This window comes from Limnobacter sp. UBA7229 (genome assembly GCF_002473065.1).
Lineage (GTDB): Bacteria > Pseudomonadota > Gammaproteobacteria > Burkholderiales > Burkholderiaceae_B > Limnobacter > Limnobacter profundi.
The window spans coordinates 150,979-175,736 of the sequence record NZ_DKTN01000003.1 but is presented as its reverse complement, the minus strand read 5'-3'; the positions used below and the strand labels follow the sequence as shown (position 1 = coordinate 175,736).

At 52.1% G+C, this 24,758-nt stretch carries 25 protein-coding genes, 3 tRNA genes and 1 other RNA gene; 10 read left to right on the top strand and 19 right to left on the bottom strand.

Annotated features, from left to right (window positions below):
- Positions 1 to 49: 49 nt before the first annotated feature.
- A complete protein-coding gene (locus tag B4C79_RS01370; RefSeq protein WP_105029393.1) occupies positions 50 to 358 on the bottom strand; it encodes a c-type cytochrome in 309 nt (102 codons plus the stop codon).
- Positions 359 to 450: 92 nt separating this feature from the next.
- Here B4C79_RS01370 and B4C79_RS15855 point away from each other — a divergent pair, with 92 nt between their 5' ends.
- The gene (locus B4C79_RS15855) at positions 451 to 702 is read left to right on the top strand and encodes a TIGR04438 family Trp-rich protein (protein ID WP_105029392.1); all 252 of its coding nucleotides are present in this window, start codon (positions 451 to 453) and stop codon (positions 700 to 702) included.
- A gap of 12 nt (positions 703 to 714) precedes the next feature.
- On the opposite strand, the gene ilvD is transcribed toward B4C79_RS15855, so the two are convergent.
- Entirely contained in the window at positions 715 to 2,403 is a 1,689-nt protein-coding gene (gene ilvD / locus B4C79_RS01365; RefSeq protein ID WP_291743016.1) for a dihydroxy-acid dehydratase, read from the bottom strand.
- Between the two features lie 144 nt (positions 2,404 to 2,547).
- Here ilvD and lgt point away from each other — a divergent pair, with 144 nt between their 5' ends.
- Positions 2,548 to 3,396: a prolipoprotein diacylglyceryl transferase gene (gene lgt / locus B4C79_RS01360; protein WP_291743019.1), complete on the top strand. Its 849-nt coding sequence runs from the start codon at positions 2,548 to 2,550 to the stop codon at positions 3,394 to 3,396.
- Between the two features lie 7 nt (positions 3,397 to 3,403).
- Here the strand turns inward: lgt and B4C79_RS01355 are convergent, their stop codons facing one another.
- The 6 genes from B4C79_RS01355 to B4C79_RS01330 form a co-directional block, all read right to left on the bottom strand.
- Entirely contained in the window at positions 3,404 to 4,276 is an 873-nt protein-coding gene (locus B4C79_RS01355) for a sulfite exporter TauE/SafE family protein (RefSeq protein ID WP_291743022.1), read from the bottom strand.
- A 21-nt stretch (positions 4,277 to 4,297) separates the two neighbouring features.
- Positions 4,298 to 4,478, bottom strand: a non-coding RNA gene (gene ssrS, locus B4C79_RS01350) — 6S RNA.
- 11 nt (positions 4,479 to 4,489) lie between these two features.
- Complete coding sequence (locus B4C79_RS01345) at positions 4,490 to 4,825, bottom strand: cell division protein ZapA (protein ID WP_105029388.1); 336 nt, start codon at positions 4,823 to 4,825, stop codon at positions 4,490 to 4,492.
- Positions 4,826 to 5,053, bottom strand: a complete 228-nt coding sequence (locus tag B4C79_RS01340; RefSeq protein WP_193976771.1) for a hypothetical protein — start codon at positions 5,051 to 5,053, stop codon at positions 4,826 to 4,828.
- Between the two features lie 105 nt (positions 5,054 to 5,158).
- The gene (gene dapB, locus B4C79_RS01335) at positions 5,159 to 5,977 is read right to left on the bottom strand and encodes a 4-hydroxy-tetrahydrodipicolinate reductase (RefSeq protein WP_291743033.1); all 819 of its coding nucleotides are present in this window, start codon (positions 5,975 to 5,977) and stop codon (positions 5,159 to 5,161) included.
- Between the two features lie 6 nt (positions 5,978 to 5,983).
- Positions 5,984 to 6,475 (bottom strand): outer membrane protein assembly factor BamE, encoded by a 492-nt coding sequence (locus B4C79_RS01330; RefSeq protein ID WP_275271335.1) that lies wholly within the window; start codon positions 6,473 to 6,475, stop codon positions 5,984 to 5,986.
- Between the two features lie 122 nt (positions 6,476 to 6,597).
- Here B4C79_RS01330 and fur point away from each other — a divergent pair, with 122 nt between their 5' ends.
- Complete coding sequence (fur, locus tag B4C79_RS01325) at positions 6,598 to 7,026, top strand: ferric iron uptake transcriptional regulator (RefSeq protein WP_105029386.1); 429 nt, start codon at positions 6,598 to 6,600, stop codon at positions 7,024 to 7,026.
- 33 nt (positions 7,027 to 7,059) lie between these two features.
- Here the strand turns inward: fur and recN are convergent, their stop codons facing one another.
- Positions 7,060 to 8,715, bottom strand: coding sequence for a DNA repair protein RecN (recN, locus tag B4C79_RS01320; RefSeq protein ID WP_291752432.1), 1,656 nt, complete (start codon positions 8,713 to 8,715; stop codon positions 7,060 to 7,062).
- Positions 8,705 to 9,658: an NAD(+)/NADH kinase gene (locus B4C79_RS01315; RefSeq protein ID WP_291742327.1), complete on the bottom strand. Its 954-nt coding sequence runs from the start codon at positions 9,656 to 9,658 to the stop codon at positions 8,705 to 8,707. The genes recN and B4C79_RS01315 overlap by 11 nt, the downstream gene beginning before the upstream one ends.
- Before the next feature lie 91 nt (positions 9,659 to 9,749).
- On the opposite strand from B4C79_RS01315, the gene hrcA reads away from it, so the two are divergent.
- The 5 genes from hrcA to dnaJ all read left to right on the top strand — a co-directional run bounded on the left by hrcA (position 9,750) and on the right by dnaJ (position 16,019).
- Positions 9,750 to 10,766, top strand: a complete 1,017-nt coding sequence (hrcA, locus tag B4C79_RS01310) for a heat-inducible transcriptional repressor HrcA (protein ID WP_291742330.1) — start codon at positions 9,750 to 9,752, stop codon at positions 10,764 to 10,766.
- Positions 10,767 to 10,831: 65 nt separating this feature from the next.
- On the top strand, positions 10,832 to 11,938 hold the full coding sequence (gene hemH, locus B4C79_RS01305; RefSeq protein WP_291742324.1) for a ferrochelatase: 1,107 nt from the start codon (positions 10,832 to 10,834) through the stop codon (positions 11,936 to 11,938).
- 143 nt (positions 11,939 to 12,081) lie between these two features.
- On the top strand, positions 12,082 to 12,681 hold the full coding sequence (gene grpE / locus B4C79_RS01300; RefSeq protein WP_291742321.1) for a nucleotide exchange factor GrpE: 600 nt from the start codon (positions 12,082 to 12,084) through the stop codon (positions 12,679 to 12,681).
- Positions 12,682 to 12,793: 112 nt separating this feature from the next.
- On the top strand, positions 12,794 to 14,746 hold the full coding sequence (dnaK, locus tag B4C79_RS01295) for a molecular chaperone DnaK (protein ID WP_275271330.1): 1,953 nt from the start codon (positions 12,794 to 12,796) through the stop codon (positions 14,744 to 14,746).
- A gap of 145 nt (positions 14,747 to 14,891) precedes the next feature.
- Entirely contained in the window at positions 14,892 to 16,019 is a 1,128-nt protein-coding gene (gene dnaJ / locus B4C79_RS01290; RefSeq protein WP_291752434.1) for a molecular chaperone DnaJ, read from the top strand.
- Positions 16,020 to 16,294: 275 nt separating this feature from the next.
- On the opposite strand, the gene B4C79_RS01285 is transcribed toward dnaJ, so the two are convergent.
- From B4C79_RS01285 to B4C79_RS01245, 9 genes are all read right to left on the bottom strand, one after another.
- Positions 16,295 to 17,173, bottom strand: a complete 879-nt coding sequence (locus tag B4C79_RS01285) for a segregation and condensation protein A (RefSeq protein WP_291741214.1) — start codon at positions 17,171 to 17,173, stop codon at positions 16,295 to 16,297.
- A 12-nt stretch (positions 17,174 to 17,185) separates the two neighbouring features.
- Positions 17,186 to 17,368: a DUF3460 family protein gene (locus B4C79_RS01280; protein WP_171099594.1), complete on the bottom strand. Its 183-nt coding sequence runs from the start codon at positions 17,366 to 17,368 to the stop codon at positions 17,186 to 17,188.
- A gap of 45 nt (positions 17,369 to 17,413) precedes the next feature.
- A complete protein-coding gene (locus B4C79_RS01275) occupies positions 17,414 to 19,120 on the bottom strand; it encodes a SulP family inorganic anion transporter (RefSeq protein WP_291741211.1) in 1,707 nt (568 codons plus the stop codon).
- Between the two features lie 9 nt (positions 19,121 to 19,129).
- Positions 19,130 to 21,205: a methionine--tRNA ligase gene (gene metG / locus B4C79_RS01270; RefSeq protein ID WP_291741208.1), complete on the bottom strand. Its 2,076-nt coding sequence runs from the start codon at positions 21,203 to 21,205 to the stop codon at positions 19,130 to 19,132.
- A 76-nt stretch (positions 21,206 to 21,281) separates the two neighbouring features.
- Positions 21,282 to 21,374: transfer RNA gene (locus B4C79_RS01265), tRNA-Leu, on the bottom strand.
- Positions 21,375 to 21,390: 16 nt separating this feature from the next.
- Positions 21,391 to 21,464, bottom strand: a tRNA-Cys gene (locus tag B4C79_RS01260).
- A gap of 66 nt (positions 21,465 to 21,530) precedes the next feature.
- A tRNA-Gly gene (locus tag B4C79_RS01255) sits at positions 21,531 to 21,606 on the bottom strand.
- A 163-nt stretch (positions 21,607 to 21,769) separates the two neighbouring features.
- On the bottom strand, positions 21,770 to 22,474 hold the full coding sequence (queC, locus tag B4C79_RS01250; RefSeq protein WP_291741205.1) for a 7-cyano-7-deazaguanine synthase QueC: 705 nt from the start codon (positions 22,472 to 22,474) through the stop codon (positions 21,770 to 21,772).
- A gap of 112 nt (positions 22,475 to 22,586) precedes the next feature.
- A complete protein-coding gene (locus tag B4C79_RS01245) occupies positions 22,587 to 23,273 on the bottom strand; it encodes a response regulator transcription factor (RefSeq protein WP_291741202.1) in 687 nt (228 codons plus the stop codon).
- A gap of 416 nt (positions 23,274 to 23,689) precedes the next feature.
- On the opposite strand from B4C79_RS01245, the gene B4C79_RS01240 reads away from it, so the two are divergent.
- Both B4C79_RS01240 and B4C79_RS01235 read left to right on the top strand, forming a co-directional pair.
- Complete coding sequence (locus tag B4C79_RS01240; protein ID WP_291768507.1) at positions 23,690 to 24,325, top strand: RNA polymerase sigma factor; 636 nt, start codon at positions 23,690 to 23,692, stop codon at positions 24,323 to 24,325.
- A gap of 9 nt (positions 24,326 to 24,334) precedes the next feature.
- Positions 24,335 to 24,751: a hypothetical protein gene (locus B4C79_RS01235; RefSeq protein WP_105029363.1), complete on the top strand. Its 417-nt coding sequence runs from the start codon at positions 24,335 to 24,337 to the stop codon at positions 24,749 to 24,751.
- The last annotated feature ends 7 nt before the right edge of the window (positions 24,752 to 24,758 follow it).

Below are 24,758 nucleotides of genomic sequence, written 5' to 3'. Positions count from 1 at the left end.
AAAAAGCCAAGGCGCAACACCTTGGCTTTTTGAATTGCTTGCAAACTAATTACAGCGCCAGTACCCAGGCGGCCAATTTCTTGGCTTCGTCTTCGGTCACGTTTTGAGCAGGCATGGGAACAGGACCCCAAACGCCTTTGGTACCGTTCTTGATTTTGCCGGCCAGCATTGCTTCTGCACCTGCTTGACCTTTGTACTTGGCGGCAACGTCTTTAAAAGCCGGACCAACTACTTTTTTCTGAACCTGATGGCAGGCCAAGCAGGCTTTGCTCTTGGCCAATGCTTCGTCGGCGCTGGCTGACAACGGTAGAGCAACCATGGTGGCTGCAATCGCCAAGACACCCATTTGCTTGATCATACTGAACTCCTCACTTTGTTACAGTTATCACATTAATAACGTCTCGGGCGTCATTTTGGCAGACAACGCAGTTGTTTGTCATGTGAAACAGCATGATTTTTATCCTTCTGGGCATCCTTTTGCTCACAATGAAACTAGGCGGTGTTCATCCCGTAAGCAATTGGGAGTGGTTCTCCATTGCTTTGCCCTTCCTCATGGCCATTTGCTGGTTTGAACTTTTTGAACCCTGGCTTGGTCTGGATGTTCGCCGACAGCAGTTTAGAAAGCGCCAGCTAGAGGCACGCATTCGACATTTTCAAAACAAAAAACCCCGACGCCAGCGCCGGGGTTTTCCTTTTAGGTAAGCGTTTGCAAGTTTACAGGTCGAGATCACCATCGGTGACGGCACCTTTGCTGGCGCTGCTGGCCAAGGCTGCGAATTTGGCCAGTACACCCGTGGTGTAACGTGGTTTGGGTTTTACCCAGCTTTCACGGCGCTTTGCCAATTCTTCGTCGCTAACATTGATCTGCAACAATTTCTGGTGCGCATCCATAGTGATGGAATCGCCTTCCTTGATCAGTGCAATTGGGCCACCAACGTAAGCCTCCGGTGCCACGTGGCCTACCACCATACCCCAGGTACCGCCGGAGAAACGACCGTCGGTAATCAGGCCTACTGTTTCGCCAAGACCTTTGCCAATAATTGCCGAGGTTGGGGCAAGCATTTCGGGCATGCCTGGGCCGCCTTTGGGGCCCAGATAGCGAAGAATAATCACATCGCCGTCTTTGATTTTGTCGCCCAAAATTGCGTCCATCGCGCTTTGTTCGTCGTCAAATACCTTGGCTGGGCCGGTAATCACAGGGTTCTTCAAGCCGGTAATCTTGGCCACAGCACCTTCGGGCGCCAGGTTGCCTTTCAAAATCGCCAGGTGACCTTGCTTGTACAGGGCTTTCTCGATGGGCATGATCACGTTTTGATCTGCACGGGGCACCGACGGAATATCTGCCAGTGTTTCAGCAATCGTTTTGCCGGTAATCGTGATGCAATCGCCGTGCAGCAGGCCGGCGTCCAGCAAAATCTTCATGACTTGTGGAATACCACCCGCGTCGTGCAGGTCGGTTGCAACATACTGACCAGAAGGCTTCAAATTGCAAATGACGGGGGTACGCAGGCGCACGCGTTCGAAGTCCTCGTAGCTCCAGGCCACATTCGCTGCCTTGGCGATGGCCAGGAAGTGCAGCACAGCATTGGTCGATCCGCCAGTGGCCATCAGCACAGCCACTGCATTTTCAATCGACTTTTTGGTAATGATGTCGCGGGGCTTCAGGTCGTTGCGCACCGCTTCGATCAGCACGCGAGCTGATTCTTCAGTCGAAGTGACCTTTTCCGCATCGATATTTGACATGGTGCTGGAGTAGGGCAGGCTCATGCCCAATGCCTCGAATGCCGAGCTCATGGTGTTGGCAGTGTACATGCCGCCACAAGAACCAGAACTTGGGCATGCATTCTTCTCGATGCCCTTGAAATCTTCTTCGCTCATGCGGCCAGCAGTGAATTCGCCCACGGCCTCAAAGGCAGACACAATAGTCAGGTCTTTGCCCTTGTAACGTCCAGGTTTGATGGTACCGCCGTACACGTAAATGCCGGGTACATTCATGCGAGCCATGCCGATCATGCCACCAGGCATGTTCTTGTCGCAGCCACCGATGACCAGAACGCCGTCCATCCACTGGCCTTGCACCGCAGTTTCGATGCAGTCAGCAATCACTTCGCGACTCACCAGTGAATACTTCATCCCCTCAGTGCCCATGCTCATGCCATCAGAAATGGTAGGGGTACCAAAGATTTGTGGATTACCGCCAGCTTCTTTCACCGCTTTCACTGCCGCATCGGCCAAAGGCTGCAAGCCGCTGTTGCAAGGCGTGATAGTGGAATGACCGTTGGCAATACCAATCATGGGGTTGTTGAAGTCTTCGTCTTTGTAACCCATGGCGAAGTACATCGCGCGGTTGGGCGAACGGGCCACGCCCTGGGTGATGTTCTTGGAACGTCGATTGATGCTCATTGCAAAAGCTCGCAGGTGGAATTGGATTCAAAACGAGAATTTACCATTTTATGATGCTCCGCTGGGCGCAGGAAGACCTTCATTCATCAAAGGGTAGTCCCTAGGGCAGTACAATTGAACGGTTTTTCACATTCCGGGTTTTCCATGTTTGTACATCCTGAATTCGATCCCATTGCCATTTCGATCGGCCCTGTGGCCATTCGCTGGTACGGTTTGATGTATTTGTTGGCTTTTGTTGCCTTCATCATGCTCGCCAAGCGCCGCTTGCATTTGTTCCCGGCCATCAAAATGTCCGATGTGGACAATATGCTGACCTGGGCGGTTTTGGGTGTCATTCTGGGTGGTCGATTGGGCTATGTGTTTTTTTACAAGCCTGACTACTACATGGCCAACCCTGGCGAAATTCTCGCAATTTGGGAAGGCGGAATGTCTTTTCATGGTGGGTTTCTCGGCGTGTTGCTGGTGTGTTTTATTTACGGCAGGTACAAAGACTGGAAGTTTTTTGATGTGATGGATTTTGTGGCGCCCGCTGTTCCAATCGGATTGGCCTTGGGTCGTCTTGGCAACTTTATCAATGGTGAGTTGTGGGGGCGCCCGACCGATGGCTGGTGGGGGGTTGTGTTTCCGCAGGCGGGCGATGCAATTGCACGCCACCCATCACAGCTTTACCAAATGAGTTTGGAAGGTATTGCCTTGTTCATTGGGCTTTGGTGGTTTGCCAGCAAGCCACGCCCGCGTGCGGCAGTGTCAGCCTGGTTTTTGATTGGCTATGGTGCCGCCCGTTTTGTGGTGGAGTATGCCCGCGAGCCAGACCGCTTTTTGGGTACGCTTTCTCTGGGATTGTCGATGGGGCAATGGTTGTGCGTGCCCATGATTCTGGGTGGATTTGCCTTGTTGGCCTGGTCACGAAACAAGCCCACAGGGCTTGAAACCATGATTGCGCTGGAGGCCGCCCAGGCCAAGGTCGGCAAGGGCAGCAAACGTAGCAAGTGATAATGAATTAGAAGCCGGTAACTGCTTTGTAAATCATGGACATGGCAATGAAAGCCAGCAGCAGTGCAAAAATGCGCTTGATCTTTTTGACAGGCAGGGTGTGCGCCAGTTTTGCACCATAAGGGGCAAATAGCACGCTCATCACTGCCACGCAGGCCACAGCGGGCAAATAAACATAGCCTAGGGACCCAGCTGGCATGCCTTGCAAGTGTTGTCCGTTGATTACGTAAGCGGCACTTGAAAACACGGCAATCGGAAAACCCAAGGCAGCTGATGTTGCCACCGCATTGCGCAGGTTGATGTTGCTCCACACCATGAAGGGCACCGACAGAAACCCACCTCCGGCGCCTACAATTGCCGAGGCTGCTCCAATTACGCCACCCACAGCCGCAAGACCTGCTTTTCCCGGCAAAGTGCGGCTTGGTTTGGGTTTCTTGTCGGCATACATTTGGTAAGCGGAAAAAATAACAAAAGCACCGAATACCAAGGCCAGTTCTTTGGTAGGTAAGTAAGACACCACTTTCGATCCAATAAACCCACCGATGAGAATACCTGGGGTGAGGAACTTCACGATGTCCCACCGCACCGCGCCAGCCTTGTGGTGAGCACGCATGCTCGAAATGCTGGTAAACATGATGATGGCCAGTGAGGTGGCAATGGAGGAGTGCACCACATGCTCGACGGGCACGCCCTGGCTAACCATCAGGAAAGTGAGAAAGGGCACCAGCAGCATGCCGCCACCAATGCCCAACAAGCCAGCCAACACGCCGCTGACTACACCCAAAACAAGCAGTGAAACTATAAAAACCGGATCGAACATGGTGATTAAATTTTTTTTGGTTTGAATCTGGACAGAATAAAAAAAGAGGCGACTGAACATAGGTTCAATCGCCCCGGTGTGGGGGTCTCTGCCGATGCCATACTGGCCCGATCCCTGAACCTAAGGTTCAAGTGGGTCGCAGTATTAGGGTCTTTAGGTTTCCCTGACAAAGAGGGAATCACACCGACCCTGAAAAGTCCGCAACCGGGATCACAGATATTGGTTCACGGAATACTGACCAATACAGACACGGCAGAGATAAAACAAAATTCTTTATTCGAACAAGTCGGCATTCTTGGGCTTGCCAGCAGCCGCATTGTTCAGGCTGCCATCAACCATTTGTTCGATAGCCTCGATTTTACGCTCAATCGTCTCAATGTCCAGTCCTAAAACAGGGTTGGAAGGGTTACTACCAACGAGCGATTCATGCGCGATTTGTAAGGCCGCCATGACTGCGATTTTATCAAGCCCGACCACCTTACCAGTGTTGCGGATGCTAGACATTTTTGTTTCTACAATATTGACAGCTTGCTGCAAGGCTGCGCGTTCTTCGGGCTTGCAGGCAATGCGGAATTCCCGGCCCATGATTTTTACGTCAAGTGCTTCCAATTATTCCTCCGAGTTCAATTCAAGTTCAGGGAACCATTGATTCAGCATTTGGTTGATTTGACCTTGTGCATGATTCACTTTTTTGTGAAGCAATTCATTTTCTCGGCGCAGGGCTTCAATTTGTTCCTTGGCCGACTTGTTGTCGAAGCGGCTCTGCTCAAGGGCTTTGGCTAGGCTGGACACTTTGACTTGAAGTTCGTCGAGTTTCGCAAGCAGTGATTGCGTCATTGGCTGGCTCCATCTTCGGGTAATAGTTCCCGAGGGTTGCTGTTGTTGGTATTTTAACTTGACTATACAGTTGCTTACGGCAATCTACTACAGTTTCGCTTTAGGTTAAAACAAAGTTTTCAAGCCCAACACGTCTTGCATGTCAAACAAACCTTTTTCATGACCAATCAAAAACTGGGCTGCCCGAATTGAGCCTTGTGCATAAGTCATGCGACTTGAAGATTTGTGCGTAATTTCAATACGCTCGCCAATGCCGGCAAATAGTACAGTGTGGTCGCCCACAATATCGCCACCACGAATGGTCGAGAAGCCGATGGTGCCGGCCTTGCGCTCGCCGGTAATGCCTTCCCGGGCGAAAACGCCTACGTCTTGAAGATCAACCCCCAGGCCCTTGGCAACCACTTCGCCCATGCGCAATGCAGTGCCCGAAGGGGCATCTACTTTTTTGCTGTGGTGGGCTTCGATGACTTCGATGTCGTAGCCTTGTGACAAAATTTTTGCAGCCACTTCCAGCAGTTTGAATGTGGCGTTTACGCCAACCGCCATATTGGGAGACCACACCATGGCCACTTTCTCGGATGCTTTTTTCAGCGCTTCCAGTTGTTTCGGTTCGAACCCTGTGGTGCCAATCACGGCCTTCACGCCGTGTTTCTCGCACAAGGCCAAGTGGTGCAAAGTGCCCTCGGGGCGGGTGAAGTCGATTAACACATCGGCATTGACGAGGGCGGTGTCCTCATTGTCGGTAACCAGTACTCCCGATGAAATACCCATGAAGTCGCCAGCATCTCGACCAATGCTGGGTGAACCAGCTTGATCAAAAGCACCGGCGAGTTCGCAGTCGGGGTGGTTCAAAATGGCTTCGATCAATGTTTTGCCCATGCGCCCACTGGCGCCGGCAATTGCGATTTGAATTGGCTTGGTCATGGCTATTTATTTAAGTACGGGTGCGCGTTCTGTGCCGCCCACTGCAGATTCAGAATCCTTGATGTCTTCGGCTGGTTTTTCCGAGGGCAAGGGTTCCGTCGGCACTTTGGTGGTGCTGTCTGGGCCCAACAAATCGGTTGGGCTGGCAGGCAGGTTTTCACCACCATGGCGGGCCACTCGTTCATTCTCGAAAATCACGGTGTAACGTGATTGTGTGGTCTGTCCACCAGCGCGCATCAAACGGTAAACGTAGTCCCAGCGGTTGGCGTGGAAGGCGTCATTCAACAAGGGTGTGCCCAGAATAAAGCGCACCTGCTCTTTAGTCATGCCCACTTGCAGTTTGGCCACGTCTTGCTGGGTAATGAAGTTACCCTGCTGAATATCAAACTTGTAGGGTTTGACGAAAGAGGGGACGTAGTTGTCCGGAATGATTGAACACGCGGAAACCCCTAGGGCCATGGCCGAGCAAAGAATCAAATTCAGTCGTAAAATACGCATTGTTTTGTGAATTCGCATGTGAAGTGGGAACAGAGTACCTTATTCGGTGCGCTAACATGTCCTGCAAAGGCGTTATCATAAGCTACTTGAACTCGATTAAGCCTCAAAATGGTACCAAACTCATGACTACAGCAACGGATCTCAAAAGCATTGGTTTAAAGGCAACGCTGCCGCGAATGAAAATTCTGGAATTGTTCCAGAGCGGGCAACATCGTCACCTGAGTGCTGAAGACGTTTACAAACTGCTGCTGCAAGAAGACCTGGACATCGGTCTGGCCACGGTTTACCGGGTTTTAACGCAATTTGAACAAGCCGGTTTACTGGCTCGCCAGCACTTTGAGACGGGCAAGTCGGTGTTTGAGTTGAATGAAGGCGCTCACCACGACCATTTGGTGTGCGTGCAGTGCGGCAAAGTAGTGGAGTTTTTTGACGAGGAAATTGAGCGTCGCCAAAAGATGATTGCCAAAGACCGTGGGTTTGAACTTCACGATCATGCACTTTCTCTTTACGGTTCATGTACCAAGAAAGATTGTGAGAACAGGCGCAAATAATCAGGCCTTGGTAAAGCACACCCGCCAGTGAAGTTAACCGTTGGCCGAGGCAATCATTTCATGCGCCGCAGTGCGCGTGGCCTCGGTGATCACTTGTCCGCCCAGCATTCTTGCGATTTCTTCCACCCGGGCTTTGGCCTCAAGTTGCACAATCTTTGAGCGCGTGGTTTGCGCTGAAATGTCTTTGCTGACCTGAAAATGGTTGTGGCCCTGTGCGGCCACCTGAGGCAGGTGGGTTACGCAAAGCACTTGTTTGTTCGAGGCCAACAGGCGAAGGTAACGCCCTACGGTTTCTGCAACGGCGCCACCAATGCCGCTGTCCACCTCATCGAAGATCAGGGTGGGTACAGGTGTACTTTCAACGGTATTCACCGTAATCGCCAGGCTGATACGCGCAAGTTCGCCACCTGAGGCCACTTTCTGAATGGCTTGGGGTGTAACGCCCGGGTGCCCGGCCACGCGGAATTCAATGTTGTCGCTGCCTTTGGCAGAGGGCTCACCTTTGGCCACATCAACTACGAAAACGCCACCTTGCATGCTGAGTGTTTGCATGGATTCAGTCACGCGTTTCGACAAAGCCAGAGCAGCTTTTTTGCGCGCTGTACTAAGCAGATCGGCTTGTGTTTCATAAGCTTGCCGCGCGGCAGCCAGTTCCTTCTGCAGCTTTTCTACATCGAAACCTTCCTCAAGCCCCTTGATTTCGGCTTGTACACTTTCCATTTCCGTGTGCAGTGTTTCCGGCTGAATGCGCAGTTTGCGGGCGGTTTCATGCCAAAGCGACATGCGTGCTTCCACTTCAGCCAGTGTGTCTGGGTCCAGGTCGCTGTGTTTCAGGTAATTGCCCAAATCGTAGCTGGCTTCCCGAATTAATATTTCGCCCTCAGACAGTGTTTTGACCACGCCTTCAAGCGCTGGGTCCCGGGTACTTAAGTGGCTAAGCTTTTCAATGACCTGGGTAAGTTGGTCAAGCAGGGCATTTTCATTTTGCGATAGCACATCACTTGCGTGTTGCGTGCCCTCAATCAATTCTGCGCCATGGCTTAAGCGGTCGAAGTCGCTGCTCAGGGTTTCCCATTCGCCAGCCTTCGGTGCCACTTTGCTCAGTGAGTCCAGTTTCCATTGCAAATTTTCAAGGCGCGCTGCCCGGTCTTCCTGGCTGCTTTGGGCCTGTTTCAGGGATTTTTCCGCATTTTTCAATCGGGAGTAAATTTGGGTAGTGGCCTGGACAAGGTCGCCGTGTTGGCCGAAGTCGTCCAGCAAGCGCAGTTGCTCCCCAGGCTTTGCAAGCGTTTGAAACGCGTGTTGCCCGTGAATGTCGATCAATGTTTCAGACAATTCTTTTAGCGTGCTGGCAGGCACCGGCGTCCCGTTGATGTAGGCTTTTGACCTGCCATTCGATTCAATGGCCCGGCGAAGGTGCATTTCGCCCTCGCTGCAGTCAATAGATTGTTCATCGAGAATGGCTTTGGCCGCAGGGTTCAACTCGAATACCGCTGTGATATTGGCGCGTTCGCAACCTTCCCGAACTTGCGATGCATCGGCTCGCGCGCCCAAGCACAGCGACAGCGCATCAATCAAAATGGACTTGCCCGCGCCAGTTTCTCCGGACAACACCGACATGCCTGGGGCGAAATGCAAATCGAGTTTATCGACAATAACGAAATCTTGAATGGTCAAACTACTTAGCATGGCCGCTGTCTCTGAGTCCTCGAGTTTTGTGGGGGGCTTCCGTGGGGCTTGCACTCCAGTGCAATTTTTGCCTTAACATGGCGAAGTAATCATATCGTGCCGGGTGCAAAAGCTGGATAGGGTGTGGTGACACCTTGATCCGTATTTGATCACCCACTTTGGCGCGGCCATTGAACTGCATGTCAAAGTGCACGCCGGTCTGCTTGCCGCCAGTTACAAAAATATCAATTGTGCTGTGTTGGGGCAGGGCGATTGGCCGGTTGGTCAACGCATGGGGCGCAACAGGCACAATCAAAAGGCCTGCAAGGCTTGGGTGCAGAATTGGCCCATCGGCAGAAAGCGCGTAGGCTGTTGATCCCGTGGGGGTTGACACAATCAGGCCGTCCGCACGCAGGTCGTACATAAATGTACCATCAACTTCTACACGCAGTTCAACCATGCCGCCCACGATACCGCGGCTGATCACGATGTCATTTAAGGCAATGTGATTTTCCACCACTTTGCCTTGTCGCAAAATTTGACCCTCAAGGTAAGCCCGGTTTTCCGAGACCGATTGACCGTTGATGGTGTCGATCAGGGTGGGGTTGATGTCGTCGAGGCGAATGTCGGTGAGAAATCCCAGACGGCCCTGATTAATGCCGATCAAGGGAATGTTGCAGTCGGCTAATTCTCGGGCTGTGCCCAGAAAAGTGCCGTCGCCACCAATGATGACCGCAATTTTCGCCTTTTTTTTGATCAGGGCCAAATTGGCAAATTCAAAGTTGGCTTCATCACATTCAGGTTTTGATTTTCTCGAAGAACCGCTGCTCAACATGGAATCGCACACCAGCACATGGAAGGCGTTGGCGGCCAGTAGGTCAACCACACTTCGCCAAATGGCCTGTTTTGGGGAGGCGCCATGTTTGGCAAACACAGCAATGCACATCCCTTTCTGTTTCGGCATTCTTGATTCCCTGTTTTTGTCGTAAAGTGAAGCCTTGGTGTTAATCCTAAGCCCAATCGTATCGCAACACGCATTTGAAGTGACATTGATGATAGACGAACGCGCCCGTTCCATATTGAAAACATTGGTTGAAAGGTACATCACAGAGGGCAACCCGGTGGGTTCGAGGGCTTTGTCCAAGTATTCGACGCTGGATTTGAGTCCGGCCACTATTCGAAACGTGATGGCGGACCTTGAAGAACTGCGCCTGGTGGTATCGCCCCACACTTCGGCGGGTCGAGTGCCCACGCCTCAGGGGTATCGCATGTTTGTTGACTCTCTGCTTACCGTAAAACCTTTGGCAATCGATGTGCAATCCGCCCTAAGCGGAGGAATTCTACGTGAGGACCCTAACCGTGTTTTAAACAAGGCAGTGAACTTGCTTTCCAGTTTGTCCTCTTTTGCCGGGGTGATTACAGCGCCGAAAAAGGCGGCTTTGTTTCGACACGTGGAATTTTTAAGTTTGTCGGATAGAAAGGTGTTGCTGATTATCGTGACACCCGACGGGGATGTTCAAAACAGAATATTGATTGTCGAGAAGCCTTACACACAAAGCGAATTGACCATGGCGGCGAATTTCTTCAACCAGCATTTTGCAGGTTTGAGTTTTCAGCAGGCCAAACAGAGGTTGTCGGAAGAGCTCCACCAAATTAGCCAGGATATTAGCAAATTGATGCAAGCTGCCGTGAATGCGGGTACAGAGGCGGAGGAAAGTCAGGCCGATGGGGTGCTGTTGTCGGGAGAACGAAAACTGCTGGATGTGTCGGATTTGTCGACGGACATGGAGCGACTGAAAAAAATGTTCGGTGTGTTTGAACAACGCACTGCGTTGTTGCGCCTGCTTGAAAGCTCCAACAGGGCCGAAGGTGTGCAAATTTTCATCGGTGGTGATTCTAGCCTGGTGCCCATGGAGGAGATGAGCGTGATCTCGGCGCCTTACCATGTGAACGGTGAGGTGGTTGGCACTCTGGGCGTGATTGGCCCTACACGCATGGCCTACGAGCGGTTGATTCCGATTGTGGATATCACATCGAAGCTGGTTTCTTCGGCTTTGTCGGATCCGGAGTAGGGTGAGCCACCCCGGCAGTCAGCTTTGGGTATACTTTCAGGCTTGTTGTTCATTAGGTAGTATCCATGCGCACCGAAGCCCCTTTTCGTCACGGCACGCCCCAGAAAACAGCTGTTTTGCTTGTTAACCTTGGCACTCCAGACAATGCAGACACACCATCGCTTCGGCGTTATCTGAAAGAGTTTTTGTCAGATCCGCGTGTGGTCGAAATTCCAAAATTGATCTGGTGGATCATCTTGAACGGCATCATTCTGCAGATCCGCCCCAAAAAATCCGCAGCCAAGTACGCCACCGTGTGGACCGATGAGGGTTCTCCGTTGTTGGCGATTGGCAAAAGGCAGGTCAAGGTGCTTAGCGAGGCTTTCAAGGCCCGGCGCTGGGATGTTCGTGTTGATTTGGCGATGCGTTATGGCAACCCCTCAGTGGCCAGTCGAATGGATCAGCTTCGCAAAGATGGTTATGACCGTGTGCTGGTGTTTCCTCTGTATCCTCAATATGCGGCGGCTACTACTGCGTCGGTGTTTGATGCGGTGTTTGACTGGGCCAAGCCGGTGCGCAACATTCCCGAATTACGTTTGGTGAAGCACTATCACGATCACCCGGCTTATATCCATGCCCTGGCTGAGAGCGTGCGTAAGCACTGGCAAGTCAATGGGCGCCCGAATTTTGATCAGGGTGATGTGCTGTTGTTCAGTTTTCACGGTGTGCCTGAAATGACCTTGCTCAAGGGCGACCCTTACCATTGCGAGTGTTACAAAACTGCGCGCTTACTGGGCGAGGAACTGGGGCTTCAAAAGGGCAATTACAGGGTTACGTTCCAAAGCCGATTTGGCAAAGCCAAATGGCTGGAGCCATACACCGATAAAACCCTGGAAGCCTTGGGGCAGGCTGGTACCAAGCGTATTGATGTGATGTGCCCAGGTTTTATGGCCGATTGCCTTGAAACGCTGGAGGAAATTAATCAGGAAGGCCGGGAAGACTTTCAGCATGCGGGGGGAGGCGAGTTTCATTACATTGCCTGCCTGAATGACAGCGAGCTGGCCGCGGCAATGCTGTCCGAAATAACCGCGCAGCACATGCAGGGCTGGCCAGTCGACATGGGTTACGAAGAATCCATGGCACAGGAACTTGCCGAGAGTCGAAAATTGGCGCTTGAAATGGGCGCGCAATAAGTTTCTGCCAACAATTCAGCGTAATTCTGCGTATTTCTACTTTTTGGGCTTGAATTTCGCGTTCAAGCCCTCATTTACCGCCAAGAGTAGGGGCGACCGGTAAAGGCCTGTCGCCTCTTTTGAATTTTAATGGAGGAAAAGACATGTCAGAACCCACTGGAAAGCCGGCCACGGACGAACAAACGTCTGCCCAGGCACCAGAAGGTCAGCAGCAAGGCGCGCAGACCCAAAATGAGACTGAACAGGCTGTTCAGCAAGAAGCGCCCCAAGACGAAATCTCTGTGCTGAAGGCAGCATTGGAAAATGCACACCACGAGGTGGAGAAATCCCGAGAGGTGTATTTGCGCCTGGCTGCCGACATGGAAAACCTGCGCCGCCGCACTCAAGAAGACGTGGCCAAGGCACACAAGTACGCGATTGAATCGTTTGCTGAATCCTTGGTACCCGTTCGCGACAGTCTTGAAATGGCACTGGCTGTAGAAAACCAGACCCCGGAAGCATTGAAAGACGGCGTTGCTGCAACCCTTCGTCAACTGGAAGCTGCATTTGAGCGTGGCAGGGTGATGGTGCTTAACCCCGTGGGAGAAAAGTTTAATCCCAATCAGCACCAGGCGGTGGCCATGGTGCCGGGAGACTCTGTTGAGCCCGCTGTTGCGCCCAACCATGTGGTGGCGGTGTTGCAAAAGGGGTATTTGATCAATGACCGTGTGTTGCGACCCGCTTTGGTCTCAGTTGCACAATAGGCGGCGCAATAAATTTTTGAAGCTGGGTTGAAAAACCCCTTGAACTGAAGGGCTTTAGCCCCATATCAGCTTTAACCGAATATTACTGAATTTAGAAATCACGGAGAAATTCATGGGAAAGATTATTGGCATTGACTTGGGTACCACCAATTCTTGTGTTGCGGTATTTGAAGGCGGTGGTTACAAAGTGATCGAAAACTCGGAAGGTGCGCGTACAACCCCTTCCATCATCGCCTACATGGAAGATGGCGAAATTCTGGTGGGTGCACCCGCCAAGCGCCAGGCCGTGACCAACCCCAAAAACACCTTGTATGCGGTGAAGCGTTTGATTGGTCGCAAGTTTGAAGACGCCGAAGTACAGAAAGACATCGATATGATGCCTTTTTCCATCATGAAAGCTGACAACGGCGACGCATGGGTTAGCGTGCGCGATCAAAAACTGGCGCCCCCACAGGTGTCGGCCGAAGTGCTGCGCAAAATGAAAAAAACTGCGGAAGACTACTTGGGCGAAGAAGTAACCGAGGCCGTGATTACAGTGCCGGCTTATTTCAATGACAGCCAGCGCCAGGCGACGAAAGACGCCGGCCGTATTGCCGGCCTGGACGTAAAGCGCATTATTAACGAACCTACCGCAGCCGCTTTGGCTTTTGGTATGGACAAGGCTGAAAAAGGCGACCGCAAGATTGCAGTGTACGACTTGGGCGGCGGTACCTTTGACGTGTCGATCATTGAAATTGCCGACATCGACGGCGAGAAGCAGTTTGAAGTGCTCTCTACCAACGGTGACACTTTCCTGGGCGGTGAAGATTTTGACCAGCGCATTATTGACCACATCATCGACGAGTTCAAAAAGAACAATGGCGTTGATTTGTCGAAAGACCCAATCGCTTTGCAGCGTATCAAGGCTGCCGCCGAGCGTGCGAAAATTGAATTGTCTTCTTCACAGCAAACTGAAATCAACGAGCCCTACATTGCGATGGCCAACGGCGCACCCGTGCACCTGACCACCAAGCTGAGCCGCTCCAAGCTGGAAGCGCTGGTTGAAGACCTGATTGCCCGCACAGTTGAGCCCATGAAAATGGCCTTGAAAGATGCAGGTGTGTCCACTTCACAAATTGACGACATTATTTTGGTCGGCGGTATGACCCGCATGCCCAAAGTACAGGAAGCGGTTAAAAACTTCTTTGGCAAAGAGCCTCGCAAAGACGTAAACCCCGATGAGGCCGTGGCTGCTGGTGCTGCAATTCAGGGTTCCGTATTGAGTGGTGATCGCAAAGACGTGTTGTTGCTGGACGTGTCACCGTTGTCTTTGGGTATTGAAACCATGGGCGGCGTGATGACCAAGATGATCGAGAAAAACACGACCATCCCGACCAAGTTCAGCCAAGTGTTTTCAACCGCGGATGACAACCAGCCTGCCGTAACCATCAAGGTGTTCCAGGGTGAGCGCCAGATGGCCAACGACAACAAGAGTTTGGGTGAATTTAACCTGGAAGGTATTCCACCCGCGCCACGTGGCGTGCCGCAGATTGAAGTGACCTTTGACATTGATGCCAACGGTATTTTGCATGTGTCTGCAAAAGACAAAGGCACCGGCAAAGAGAACAAGATTGTGATTAAGGCCAACTCTGGTTTGAGTGAAGATGAGATCCAGAAAATGGTGAAAGATGCCGAGGCCAATGCGGCCGATGACGCCAAGCGCCGTGAGTTGGCGGAGGCCAAGAACCAGGCAGATGCACTGGTGCATAGCACCCGCAAGTCGCTGGGCGAGTATGGCGACAAACTGGAAGCTGGTGAAAAAGAAAAGATTGAAGCGGCATGCAAGGCTTTGGAAGAAGCTGCCAAGGGCGAAGACAAAGACGCCATTGATGCACGCACCAAAGAATTGGCCGAGTCAGCCCAGAAATTGGGCGAGAAGATGTACGCAGACATGCAGGCCCAACAAGCTGCAGAAGGAGCCGCGGCAGGTGCAAACCCAGGTGGTGCTGAGCAGCAGGCCTCTTCCAAGAAAGACGATGCTGACGATGTAGTAGATGCAGACTTCAAGGAAGTGAAAGACAAGTAATGTTGGCAGCGAGGCGCCTTTGTGGGTGCCTCGCCAAAAACCAAGGGCACACTGGCTGGCTGCATATGTTGCGGTTTTTCAGTGAAGCCCTTTTTGTACGAATAAAAGCAGTGTTTCGCGAACGGCTGCATGAATTGAGACTGACATGGCAAAACGGGACTTCTACGAGATTTTGGGTGTACAAAAAAATGCCACGGACGATGAGCTGAAAAAAGCCTATCGAAAAATGGCCATGAAGTATCACCCCGACCGCAACCCAGACAGCAAGGATGCGGAGGCCAAGTTCAAAGAGGCCAAAGAAGCCTATGAGATGTTGACTGACCCCAAGAAACGTGCGGCCTATGACAGACACGGCCATGCGGGTGTGGACCCCAATATGGGTGGCGGCGGTGCAGGTGGCTTCTCGGATTTCTCAGATGCCTTCGGCGATATTTTTGGTGATATTTTTGGTGGCCGCGCAGGCAGTGGTGCTTCTCGCCAGTCGCAGATGTACCGTGGTTCAGACCTGAAATACAACATGGAAATTACGCTGGAGCAGGCGGCCAAGGGTTTTGATACCCAAATCCGCGTGCCGGTGTGGGACAACTGCGGTACTTGCTCTGGAAGTGGTGCCAAGCCGGGCACCAAGCCTGAAACCTGTTCTACCTGTGGTGGATCGGGTGCTGTGCGCATGACCCAGGGTTTTTTCAGCGTGCAGCAAACCTGCCCGAAGTGCCATGGCACCGGCAAGATGATTCCGCACCCATGCCACGACTGTGAAGGTTTGGGTCGCAAGAAGACCAATAAAACCCTGGAAGTGAAGGTGCCCGCCGGTATCGACGATGGCATGCGCATTCGCTTGAGTGGCAAGGGCGAGCCTGGTGTGAATGGTGGCCCCGCTGGTGATTTGTACGTGGAAGTACACCTGAAAGAGCATGCAGTTTTCCAGCGTGATGGTGATGACTTGCATTGCGAGATGCCGGTTTCATTTGCTGCTGCTGCGTTGGGCGGCACCATTGAGGTGCCCACTTTGGGAGGTAAAGCGTCATTTGATATTCCTGAAGGTACGCAAACAGGTAAAACATTCCGTTTGCGTGGCAAGGGCATCAAGGGTGTGCGTTCATCCTACCCTGGTGATTTGTTCTGCCATATCGTGGTGGAAACACCGGTGCGTTTGTCTGAGCGTCAAAAAGAACTGCTGAAAGAGTTTGAGCAGTCTTGTACGGCCGATGGTGACAAGCACTCACCAAGGGCTAAGGGCTGGATGGACAAGGTAAAGGACTTTTTCGGCTAAGCCAGCCGTTTGATTTGGCTTGCGGCTAGTGATCTTTGCGGTTTGGGTGCTACACCACCTTGCCTCAGCAATACTTCTCAATCCGGCTTGATGCTTCTGGCTTGGGGCATGCGAAACGCTTAAGCGTCTTCGCATCGGTTCCTGGCGGAACCGCCCCGCGCTGCGAAGCCGCCGGGAAGTATTGCAAAGCCGGCAAGGCTGTGTAGTACCCAAACCTCACATTGCTCGCAGCTAAGGCTCGCAAGTTGCTCAGCATACAAATATTGTCCGATGACCTATGCCGGAACGATGCTGTCTGCCCCAGTGCCGCCCGTGGCCTCGTAGCCCAGGCGAACATAGATGGGTGCAAATGGCTCTGCTTGAGTTACTTTCACCAGGCCTTCGCGCGTCAACTCCAGCATGGCGATGAAGTTGACCACTACCACGGGTACGCCACGTTCAATGTCGAACATGTCGAAAAACTCAACGAACTTTTGGGTTTGAAGGCGACGCAAAATCATGGTCATGTGCTCACGCACTGACAGTTCTTCGCGCGAAATGGTGTGGGCTTTGACCAGGGACGCACGGCGCAAAATCGCCTGCCAGGCGTCTCGAAGTTCTTCTGGGTTTACATCAGGAAAACGTTCAACAGTATTTGGGTCGTGGAAGGCGTGAGCAATCCAGAAGTCCCGGCCCACCAGTGGCACCTTGTCGAGCTCTTGGGCCGCCAGCTTCATTTGTTCGTATTCAATCAATCGGCGGGCGAGTTCGGCTCGCGGGTCTTCCGCTTCTTCCTCGCCATCCTTGGGTATCACCGGCAACAGCATGCGTGATTTGATCTCGATCAGCATGGCGGCCATGAGCAGGTATTCAGCAGCCAACTCAAGGTTGCGGGTACGAATTTCTTCAATGTAGGTGAGGTACTGGCGGGTCAGTTCCGCCATGGGAATATCGAGAATATTGAAGTTTTGTTTCCGAATGAGGTAGAGCAGCAGGTCCAGTGGGCCTTCAAAAGCCTCTAAAAATACCTCCAATGCATCGGGTGGTATGTAAAGGTCTTTGGGCATGTTGAACAACGGGGCGCCGTACAGCCGTGCCAAACCAACGCCATCCACCGTGTCGGGGGTGCTGTCGTTTGGGTTCAGTACGCTGATGTCGTCGAGTTCGCTGCTCAAAGTGGCTGCACTTTATTTGCTTTGATACACATAGGGTTTTTGTGCAACCTTGGCTTCCTTAAAGCCTTCTTGAAGCCTCTTGTCCAGTTGTTTGTCCCACAACAGGGCTCGGCCTTTTTGCTGCTCATTTTCAAGGTGGGGGCGTTCATTCTTGAGTTGGGCCAGAAACTGGGTTGCTTCAGATTCGTATTGCATGGTGTCGTGCCAAATAAATGGTTTAAAAGGATATTTTCTATTTTATCAGGCGCCAGCCTGATCCTCGACGGAAATTGCTTGGGCGTGTGCCATTGCCGCGGAAAAGTCATCCTGTATTTGCCAAGCTTGGAGCTGGGCCGCAAAACCACTGCGTTTGAACAGGGACAGGGCTTGACTGTTCAGGCCGCAAAATATCAGTGTATGGCCCGCACGCTGCAGTTCCGAATTCAATTCCTCCAGGCATTCCAGCGCGGTGGTGTCAATTGAAATGGTTTGGTGAAGGTCGAGAATCAATATTTTGGTCGATTTTCCGGTGTTCATAATCAGGTTTTCAATTTTCCCCACCACTGCAAAAAACAGGGAGCCATAAATTTTATAGGCCGCAATTCCTCGTGCCCTGTCTTCGTCTTTCAGGTAAACCGGAATGAATTCTGTGAGGGTTGAAACCCGGTAGATAAAAAATACGCCTGCCAATACCAAGCCCACCTGAACTGCAACCGTAAGGTCGACAATCACTGTGAGAAGGAAAGTGGCCAACATGATGACCCTGTACACGGTGGTGTACTGCTTTAATTTTGGGAATTCACGCCATTCACCCATGTTGTAGGCCACGAACATCAAAACGGCCGAGAGCACTGCCAATGGAATGTGAAACGCCAGTGGTGCGGCAACCAGCATAATGATCAACAGCACCAATGCGTGAATGATTCCGGCCACAGGGGAGTTTCCACCTGAACGGATATTGGTGACTGTGCGGGCGATGGTGCCCGTGGCCGGCATGCCGCCGAACAGGGGCGAGGCGATATTGGCCAAACCTTGGGCCATCAATTCCTGGTTGGGGTCGTGTTTCTCATGGGTAATGCCGTCGGCCACACGCGCGCACAACAGCGATTCGATGGCGCACAGAAATGCAATGGTCAAGGTGGGGCCAATTAGCGTTTGAACGCTGGCCAACTCGATGGACGGCAGGGTCAACGTTGGAAGGCTGCGTGGAATTTCGCCAAATTTGCTGCCGATGGTTTCAATGTCAAGTCCAAGAATGTAGGCAGCCAGGGTGCCAGCAACCAGCAATATCACAGAGCCGGGAACACTTTGAAGAATTTTCGGAAACGTGCCTTCAGAGTGTTCTTTGCTGAGCACAGCAAACAATTTGGGCCATAGGAAAAGGAACGCGAGGCTTATGCTGGCAAGCGCGAATGCAGACCAATTGAGGCCAGGAATAGCCTGCAGCAAGGCCCAGTTCTTTTCAAAAAAATTGCCTTGGGTCACATCAATGTTCAAACCAAAGAAATCTTTGATTTGAGACAGTGCAATTAATACCGCGATGCCGTTGGTAAAGCCGATCACAATGCTGACCGGTATGAGTCGCACCAGGCTTCCTAGGCCAGTCAAGCCCATGAGGAACAGTAGCCCCCCAGCCATCAGTGTGCAAACGATCAGGTTGGCTACGCCATATTGGTTGACGATGCCGAGCACCACCACGATAAATGCACCGGCAGGGCCGCCAATTTGAACGCTGGATCCGCCAAAGGCGGAGATGATGAAGCCCGCCACAATGGCGGTGAAAAGGCCGGTTTGTGGCTCAAGCCCGCTGGCAATTGCGAAGGCCATGGCCAACGGCAGCGCAACTACCCCTACGGTAATGCCTGCCCCCAGGTCTTTCAAAAAACGCTGGGAGTTGTATCCCTGCAAGCTGTCCACAATACGTGGTTTGAATGGCTTGAGCGTTTTCAGAAACTGGGGGGTGGCCATGTTTTCCTTTTAGCTGATTTTCATTCCTGGCGTAAGTTTGCCCAACGCTGTCAGGGTGCTTAATGCGGTGTCGTCATCCGATGCCGCACACAACACCATGCCTTCAGAAAGTCCAAATTTCATTTTGCGTGGTGCCAGGTTGGCCACCACCACAACGTACTGCCCTGTCAGTTGCTCTGCCTGATAGTGCGCAGCGATACCCGAAAAAATATTGCGTGGTTTTTCTTCGCCCAGATCGACCGTGAGTTGAAGTAATTTCGTGGAGCCTTCCACTGCCTTGCACTCTTTCACCAAACCAATTCGTAGGTCAATCTTGGTGAAGTCATCAATACTGATGTATTCGCCTGACGCGGTGCTTGCAACTGACGTGGCAGATTTTTTGGCGGCGGTTTTCACAGGGGATGCTGAGGTAGGCGCCAAAGATTGTTTGTTGGCGTCTATCAAAGCGTCGATTTGCTTTTGATCCACGCGCTGCATCAGGTGTTTGAATGCCTGCACAGGTGTCGCGCTGCTCAACGGAGTATTCACATCGGCCCAGGTCATTGGCGCGACACCCAAAATATTCTCGGCGTTGCCGGCCAGTACTGGCAGCACTGGTTTCAAATAAAGTGTCAGCAAGCGGAACGCTTCAAGACAAATCGAACAAGCGGTTTGCAATTCAGCTTGCTTGTCCGGGTTCTTGGCCAATTCCCATGGCTTTTCCTGATCCACGTAGGCATTCACTTTGTCGGCGCAGGCCATGACTTCGCGAATGGCTTTGCCATATTCACGTTCGTCGTAATGTGCAGCAATTGCGGCAGCCTGTGCGCGAATTTCGGCAAGCAGCGGGTGTTGCATGGCGGAATCAAGTACGCGGCCTTCGAAGTTTTTCACCAGAAAACCCGCGCTTCGGCTTGCGATATTGATGTATTTGCCGACCAGGTCACTGTTCACGCGGGCGGTGAAATCTGAAAAACTCAGGTCCAGGTCTTCCATGGTGGAATTGAGTTTGGCCGCAAAGTAGTAGCGCAGCCATTCCGGGTTCAAGCCCTGTTGAATGAAGCTTTCGGCGGTAATAAACGTGCCGCGGCTTTTGCTCATTTTTGCGCCATCGACTGTCAAAAAGCCGTGTGCATTCACCTTGGTGGGCGTGCGCAAACCGGCAAACTGAAGCATCGCTGGCCAAAACAGGGCGTGGAAATACAGAATGTCTTTGCCGATGAAGTGAATCATCTCGGTGTTGGTGTCTGCTTTCAGAAATTCCTGATAGTCCAAGCCGATTCGTTCACACAGATTCTGGAAGCTGGCGAAATAGCCTACAGGTGCATCCAGCCACACGTAGAAATATTTGCCGGGCGCATCTGGAATTTCGAAACCGAAGTAGGGTGCGTCGCGCGAAATGTCCCAGTCGGCCAGTTTGCCGCTGCCTTCTTCACCCAACCATTCCTGCATTTTGCGGCTGGCTTCCACCTGCAGGCGGCCTTCGCTTTGAGTCCATTGGCGAAGGAAATTTTCACAGCGCGGGTCTGAAAGCTTGAAGAAGTAATGGTCGGAGCTTTTGCGCACAGGGGCAGCACCAGACACTGTGGAGTAGGCGTTTTTCAGCTCAGTGGGCTGATAGGTGGCACCGCACACCTCGCATGAATCACCGTATTGGTCTTTCGCACCGCACTTTGGACACTCGCCCTTGATAAAGCGATCGGGCAAAAACATTTCCTTGACTGGATCGTAGAACTGTTCAACCGAACGGGTTTGGATCAAACCCGCATCACGCAAGCGCGTGTAAATGGTCTCGCAATGGGCTTTGTTCTCGGGTGCGTTGGTGGAATAGTAGTTGTCAAAGCCCACATGGAAGCTGGCAAAGTCGCGTTGGTGTTCTGTGCTGACTCGAGCAATCAATTCTTCGGGGCTGATGCCCTCGGCTTGCGCACGCAACATGACTGGAGTGCCGTGGGTGTCATCGGCACACACGTAGTACACCTCGTTGCTTTGCATTTTCTGGAACCGAACCCAGATATCGGTCTGAATGTATTCGACCAAGTGGCCCAGGTGAATGGCACCGTTGGCATACGGCAAGGCAGAGGTAACAAGAATTCGGCGAGTCACGGTGTTGTTCTTTGAGGTAGTTCTAGACGCAATGCGCTATTGTACGCGCGATTGTTTGTGTGAAGAGTGTTGCCTGTGGTGCCCGGGACCGGAATCGAACCGGTACGCCCCTTTTACGGTAAGCGACGGATTTTAAGTCCGTTGTGTCTACCAATTTCACCACCCGGGCTGATGGCTTGAAAACTTGGAGGCGGGGGTCGGAATCGAACCGGCGTACACGGAGTTGCAGTCCGCTGCATGACCACTCTGCCACCCCGCCAAGGGTGTTCCACCAAAATATGGCGGGCAAAGAAAAGGGGAAGTGTATCACTTCCCCTTAGGAATTTGGAGCGGGAAACGAGACTCGAACTCGCGACCTATACCTTGGCAAGGTATCGCTCTACCAACTGAGCTATTCCCGCATTTCAACAACTTGACGTCGTTGAGAGAACGAAATTATAGCAAGAAAAATTTTTGTGTCAAACGTTTTTGCAAAATAATTTCATTTATTTTCAGCTTGCTTAAAAGTTGTGCAAACCCAAGCCTGTTGCGGCTTTCGGCGGTGTTGCCCTTTTCTGTTTCAAGCTATTGATTCTGTTGCGAAATGTAGTTTTTCCAGCCACGTTTGCGCAAATCGCAGGCCGGGCATTCACCACAACCGAACCCCCATTCATGTTCGTGGCTGCGGTCGCCGGTGTAGCAGGTGTGAGTGTCGCGAACAATAATTTCGAGTAATTTTTTGCCGCCCAGTTGCTCGCCCAGCTGAAACGTTTCCATTTTGTCGATCCACATGAGTGGGGTTTCAAAACGAAAGGTGCTGGCCATACCCAGGTTGGTGGCCACTTGCAGTGCTTTCAGCGTGTCTTCCCGACAATCGGGGTAACCTGAAAAATCGGTTTGGCACATGCCGCCCACGAGGGTTGATAAACCCCTGCGGTAAGCCACCGCCGATGAAATCAAAAAGAACACCAGGTTGCGGCCTGGCACAAAGGTGTTGGGCAAGCCTGTCTCGTTCAGTTCGATTTCGCGTTCTTCCGTGAGAGCACAATCGGAAATCTGCCCAAGCCAACTGAGGTCAATCACGCGGTCTTCACCAAGCTTGTGCGCCCATTCGGGAAACTGCTCGCGTATTCTGTCTATTACAGTCAGTCTGCATTCGAGTTCAATGCGATGGCGTTGTCCGTAGTCAAAACCGATGGTTTCAACATGCTCGAATTTGGAAAGTGCCCAGGCCAGGCAAACGGTGCTGTCTTGCCCGCCTGAGAACAGCACTAGAGCTTTTTTGTTCATATGTCAGGGATTGGTGAGGGTGTGCTAAACCGCTATTTTAGCCGTACAAAGAAAAAACCCCGCGGTTGCGCGGGGTTTTAATTTGCTGTTGTTGAGCTTGGTACAACCAAATTTAGCTAGCCATGCCCGCGGAAATTGCGTACTTCACCAGTTGAACACTGGAATCCAGATTCAACTTTTGCAGCAAACGCGCGCGGTAAGCGTCGATAGTGCGCGGTGAAACCTTCAGCAGTTCTGCGATTTCACGGCGAGGACGGCCTTGAGCAATCAAGGTAAGCACTTGACGTTCACGGCGGGTCAATTGAGCGCCTTCGTCTTGGTCGGCCAGTGGATTAATTTGGCCACCCAGGTTTTGCTGCTCGGAAGAGCCGTAAGAAGGGGTTGTTTTGTTATTCACCAGTTCAGGGGCCACATAACGGGCGCCTGCGGCAACGGTGTCTATTGCCTCGCGAAGCGTTTCCACTGACGATTGGCGGCCCACACAAGCCCACACGCCAGGTTTGAATGCCATCGCCAGAATGTCTTGCGCATTGCCTTCGCAGACCAACACTACCCGAACATCAGAATAGCTTGCACCAATGTGTTGAACCACGGCCTCGCCATGCCTGTTGCCTTTTTCAATGGTAATCACCACGATTCGCGTTTCGGCGCTGGCCAGGTGGTTGTCGATTTCTTCAAGGGTTGTCCGGTTGGTGACAAACATGGGCTGAAGGCTGATGGTCCTGCCCGGGGAGGTACTCTGAATGCCCGTTTCGCGGGGCGTTAGTGGTCGACCTGCCAAGCCCTTTTCATTCTTCATAGTCCCACCCATGTGTGGCTGGCTCGGCCAGCTCGGTATTAAGGTCATCGTTCGCCCCGCTTTTGGATTTGTTTGGGTTGCTGCTTATTCGTTTTGTACTTCAGGCGATAAATTTTGGATTCAATGCTCCGTAGGTAATTTCAAGCGGGTTAATTACTTTGGGGGGGATTGCATTTCGACCTACTATGTAAGCAAATAGACAATGCAAGTACTGTTCTGGAATCGGAACTTTTGCTAGTATCCCTTAGCTAGGGGATACTTAGGAGTTACATCCCCCGTGTTGGGTGGCCCTATTCAGTGGTTTGAGCAGTAAAACTTGGCCTTTTTGACAAAACCAAAGTCTGGCTCGACTGTAAATTAACAGTGACAGGACGTATCAAACACACACAGATGACTTCATCTCGGGGACAGCCAGGTTGAGAGAAGAGCTCGCTTCTTTAATTGAACGAATTGCAAATCGCGATCGAAAGGCGTTTGAGGAGTTGTATCAACTCACGTCTCGAAAGATGTTTGCTGTTGCGTTGCGCATAGTTCGGGAGCCTGGCATGGCTCAAGACGTGCTTCAGGACGCCTATATCCGCCTTTGGCGATACGCCCACACTTTCAACAACAAGTTGTCTGCACCCGAAACCTGGTTGCACCAAGTGGTGAGAAACAGGGCACTTGACCTAATCGCCCAGCAAAGCCACACCGTGAATTCAATTTCCCTGGACCAGTTTTCTGACCAGGATGACGAACCCAATGAATTGGTGTTTGAAGCGCATTCAACCAGCAGCGATGACAAGGAAACCAGCCGGGTAATGCAGGCCTGCGTGCAACGCCTTGAAGGCAAATATCGCCAGGTGCTTACTTTGGCTTATACCCACGGCATGAGCCATGCAGAGATATCTGAGCACCTGGATGTGCCATTGGGCACCGTTAAAACCTGGGTTCGCAGGGGCTTGATCGAATTGAAAACCGTATACGACGAATTTCAGTCCGAAGGTTTGGCAACCATGGCTGCGAACAATTCGCGTCGCCAGGACGCTGAACAATCCGGATACATGGCATAAGGGGGCCGCATGACTGACGACGACAAAAACTGGTTGGCTGCCGACTACGTACTTGGTGTGATGCGTGGAGCCGAGCGCACCGCATTTGAAGGACAGTTGAGATTGGACCCCGTGTTGGCCAAATCGGTACTGAACTGGCAAGAGCGTTTGAGTTTGATTGATGCCAAGCCACAAGTGTTGTATTCCGCGATGACTGAAGCTGAAGTGGACGCCGCGCTTAGCAATGTATTTGAGCGGGTATGCCGTGCAATCGATGCGCAGCCCGATGCCCATACCCGCTTGGAAAACCCTTTGGCCAAGTTGACTCGCGAACAGTTGGCCGGCATGCGCCCTGCTGTTGTCCGTTTGATCGCCTCGTACCTGGTATTGCTTGAACGACTCAAGGCGCAGCAGTTGCGCATGGCTGGTTCGGCAGGCGCTGTGTAACCTAGGG

Bases quoted from the DNA above. Each gene is read 5' to 3' on its own strand.
- B4C79_RS01370 (WP_105029393.1), bottom strand. From the start codon at position 358: ATGATCAAGCAAATGGGTGTCTTGGCGATTGCAGCCACCATGGTTGCT.
- B4C79_RS15855 (WP_105029392.1), top strand. From the start codon at position 451: ATGATTTTTATCCTTCTGGGCATCCTTTTGCTCACAATGAAACTAGGC.
- ilvD (WP_291743016.1), bottom strand. From the start codon at position 2,403: ATGAGCATCAATCGACGTTCCAAGAACATCACCCAGGGCGTGGCCCGT.
- lgt (WP_291743019.1), top strand. From the start codon at position 2,548: ATGTTTGTACATCCTGAATTCGATCCCATTGCCATTTCGATCGGCCCT.
- B4C79_RS01355 (WP_291743022.1), bottom strand. From the start codon at position 4,276: ATGTTCAGTCGCCTCTTTTTTTATTCTGTCCAGATTCAAACCAAAAAA.
- B4C79_RS01340 (WP_193976771.1), bottom strand. From the start codon at position 5,053: ATGACGCAATCACTGCTTGCGAAACTCGACGAACTTCAAGTCAAAGTG.
- dapB (WP_291743033.1), bottom strand. From the start codon at position 5,977: ATGACCAAGCCAATTCAAATCGCAATTGCCGGCGCCAGTGGGCGCATG.
- B4C79_RS01330 (WP_275271335.1), bottom strand. From the start codon at position 6,475: ATGCGTATTTTACGACTGAATTTGATTCTTTGCTCGGCCATGGCCCTA.
- fur (WP_105029386.1), top strand. From the start codon at position 6,598: ATGACTACAGCAACGGATCTCAAAAGCATTGGTTTAAAGGCAACGCTG.
- recN (WP_291752432.1), bottom strand. From the start codon at position 8,715: ATGCTAAGTAGTTTGACCATTCAAGATTTCGTTATTGTCGATAAACTC.
- B4C79_RS01315 (WP_291742327.1), bottom strand. From the start codon at position 9,658: ATGCCGAAACAGAAAGGGATGTGCATTGCTGTGTTTGCCAAACATGGC.
- hemH (WP_291742324.1), top strand. From the start codon at position 10,832: ATGCGCACCGAAGCCCCTTTTCGTCACGGCACGCCCCAGAAAACAGCT.
- grpE (WP_291742321.1), top strand. From the start codon at position 12,082: ATGTCAGAACCCACTGGAAAGCCGGCCACGGACGAACAAACGTCTGCC.
- dnaK (WP_275271330.1), top strand. From the start codon at position 12,794: ATGGGAAAGATTATTGGCATTGACTTGGGTACCACCAATTCTTGTGTT.
- dnaJ (WP_291752434.1), top strand. From the start codon at position 14,892: ATGGCAAAACGGGACTTCTACGAGATTTTGGGTGTACAAAAAAATGCC.
- B4C79_RS01280 (WP_171099594.1), bottom strand. From the start codon at position 17,368: ATGCAATACGAATCTGAAGCAACCCAGTTTCTGGCCCAACTCAAGAAT.
- B4C79_RS01275 (WP_291741211.1), bottom strand. From the start codon at position 19,120: ATGGCCACCCCCCAGTTTCTGAAAACGCTCAAGCCATTCAAACCACGT.
- queC (WP_291741205.1), bottom strand. From the start codon at position 22,474: ATGAACAAAAAAGCTCTAGTGCTGTTCTCAGGCGGGCAAGACAGCACC.
- B4C79_RS01245 (WP_291741202.1), bottom strand. From the start codon at position 23,273: ATGAAGAATGAAAAGGGCTTGGCAGGTCGACCACTAACGCCCCGCGAA.
- B4C79_RS01235 (WP_105029363.1), top strand. From the start codon at position 24,335: ATGACTGACGACGACAAAAACTGGTTGGCTGCCGACTACGTACTTGGT.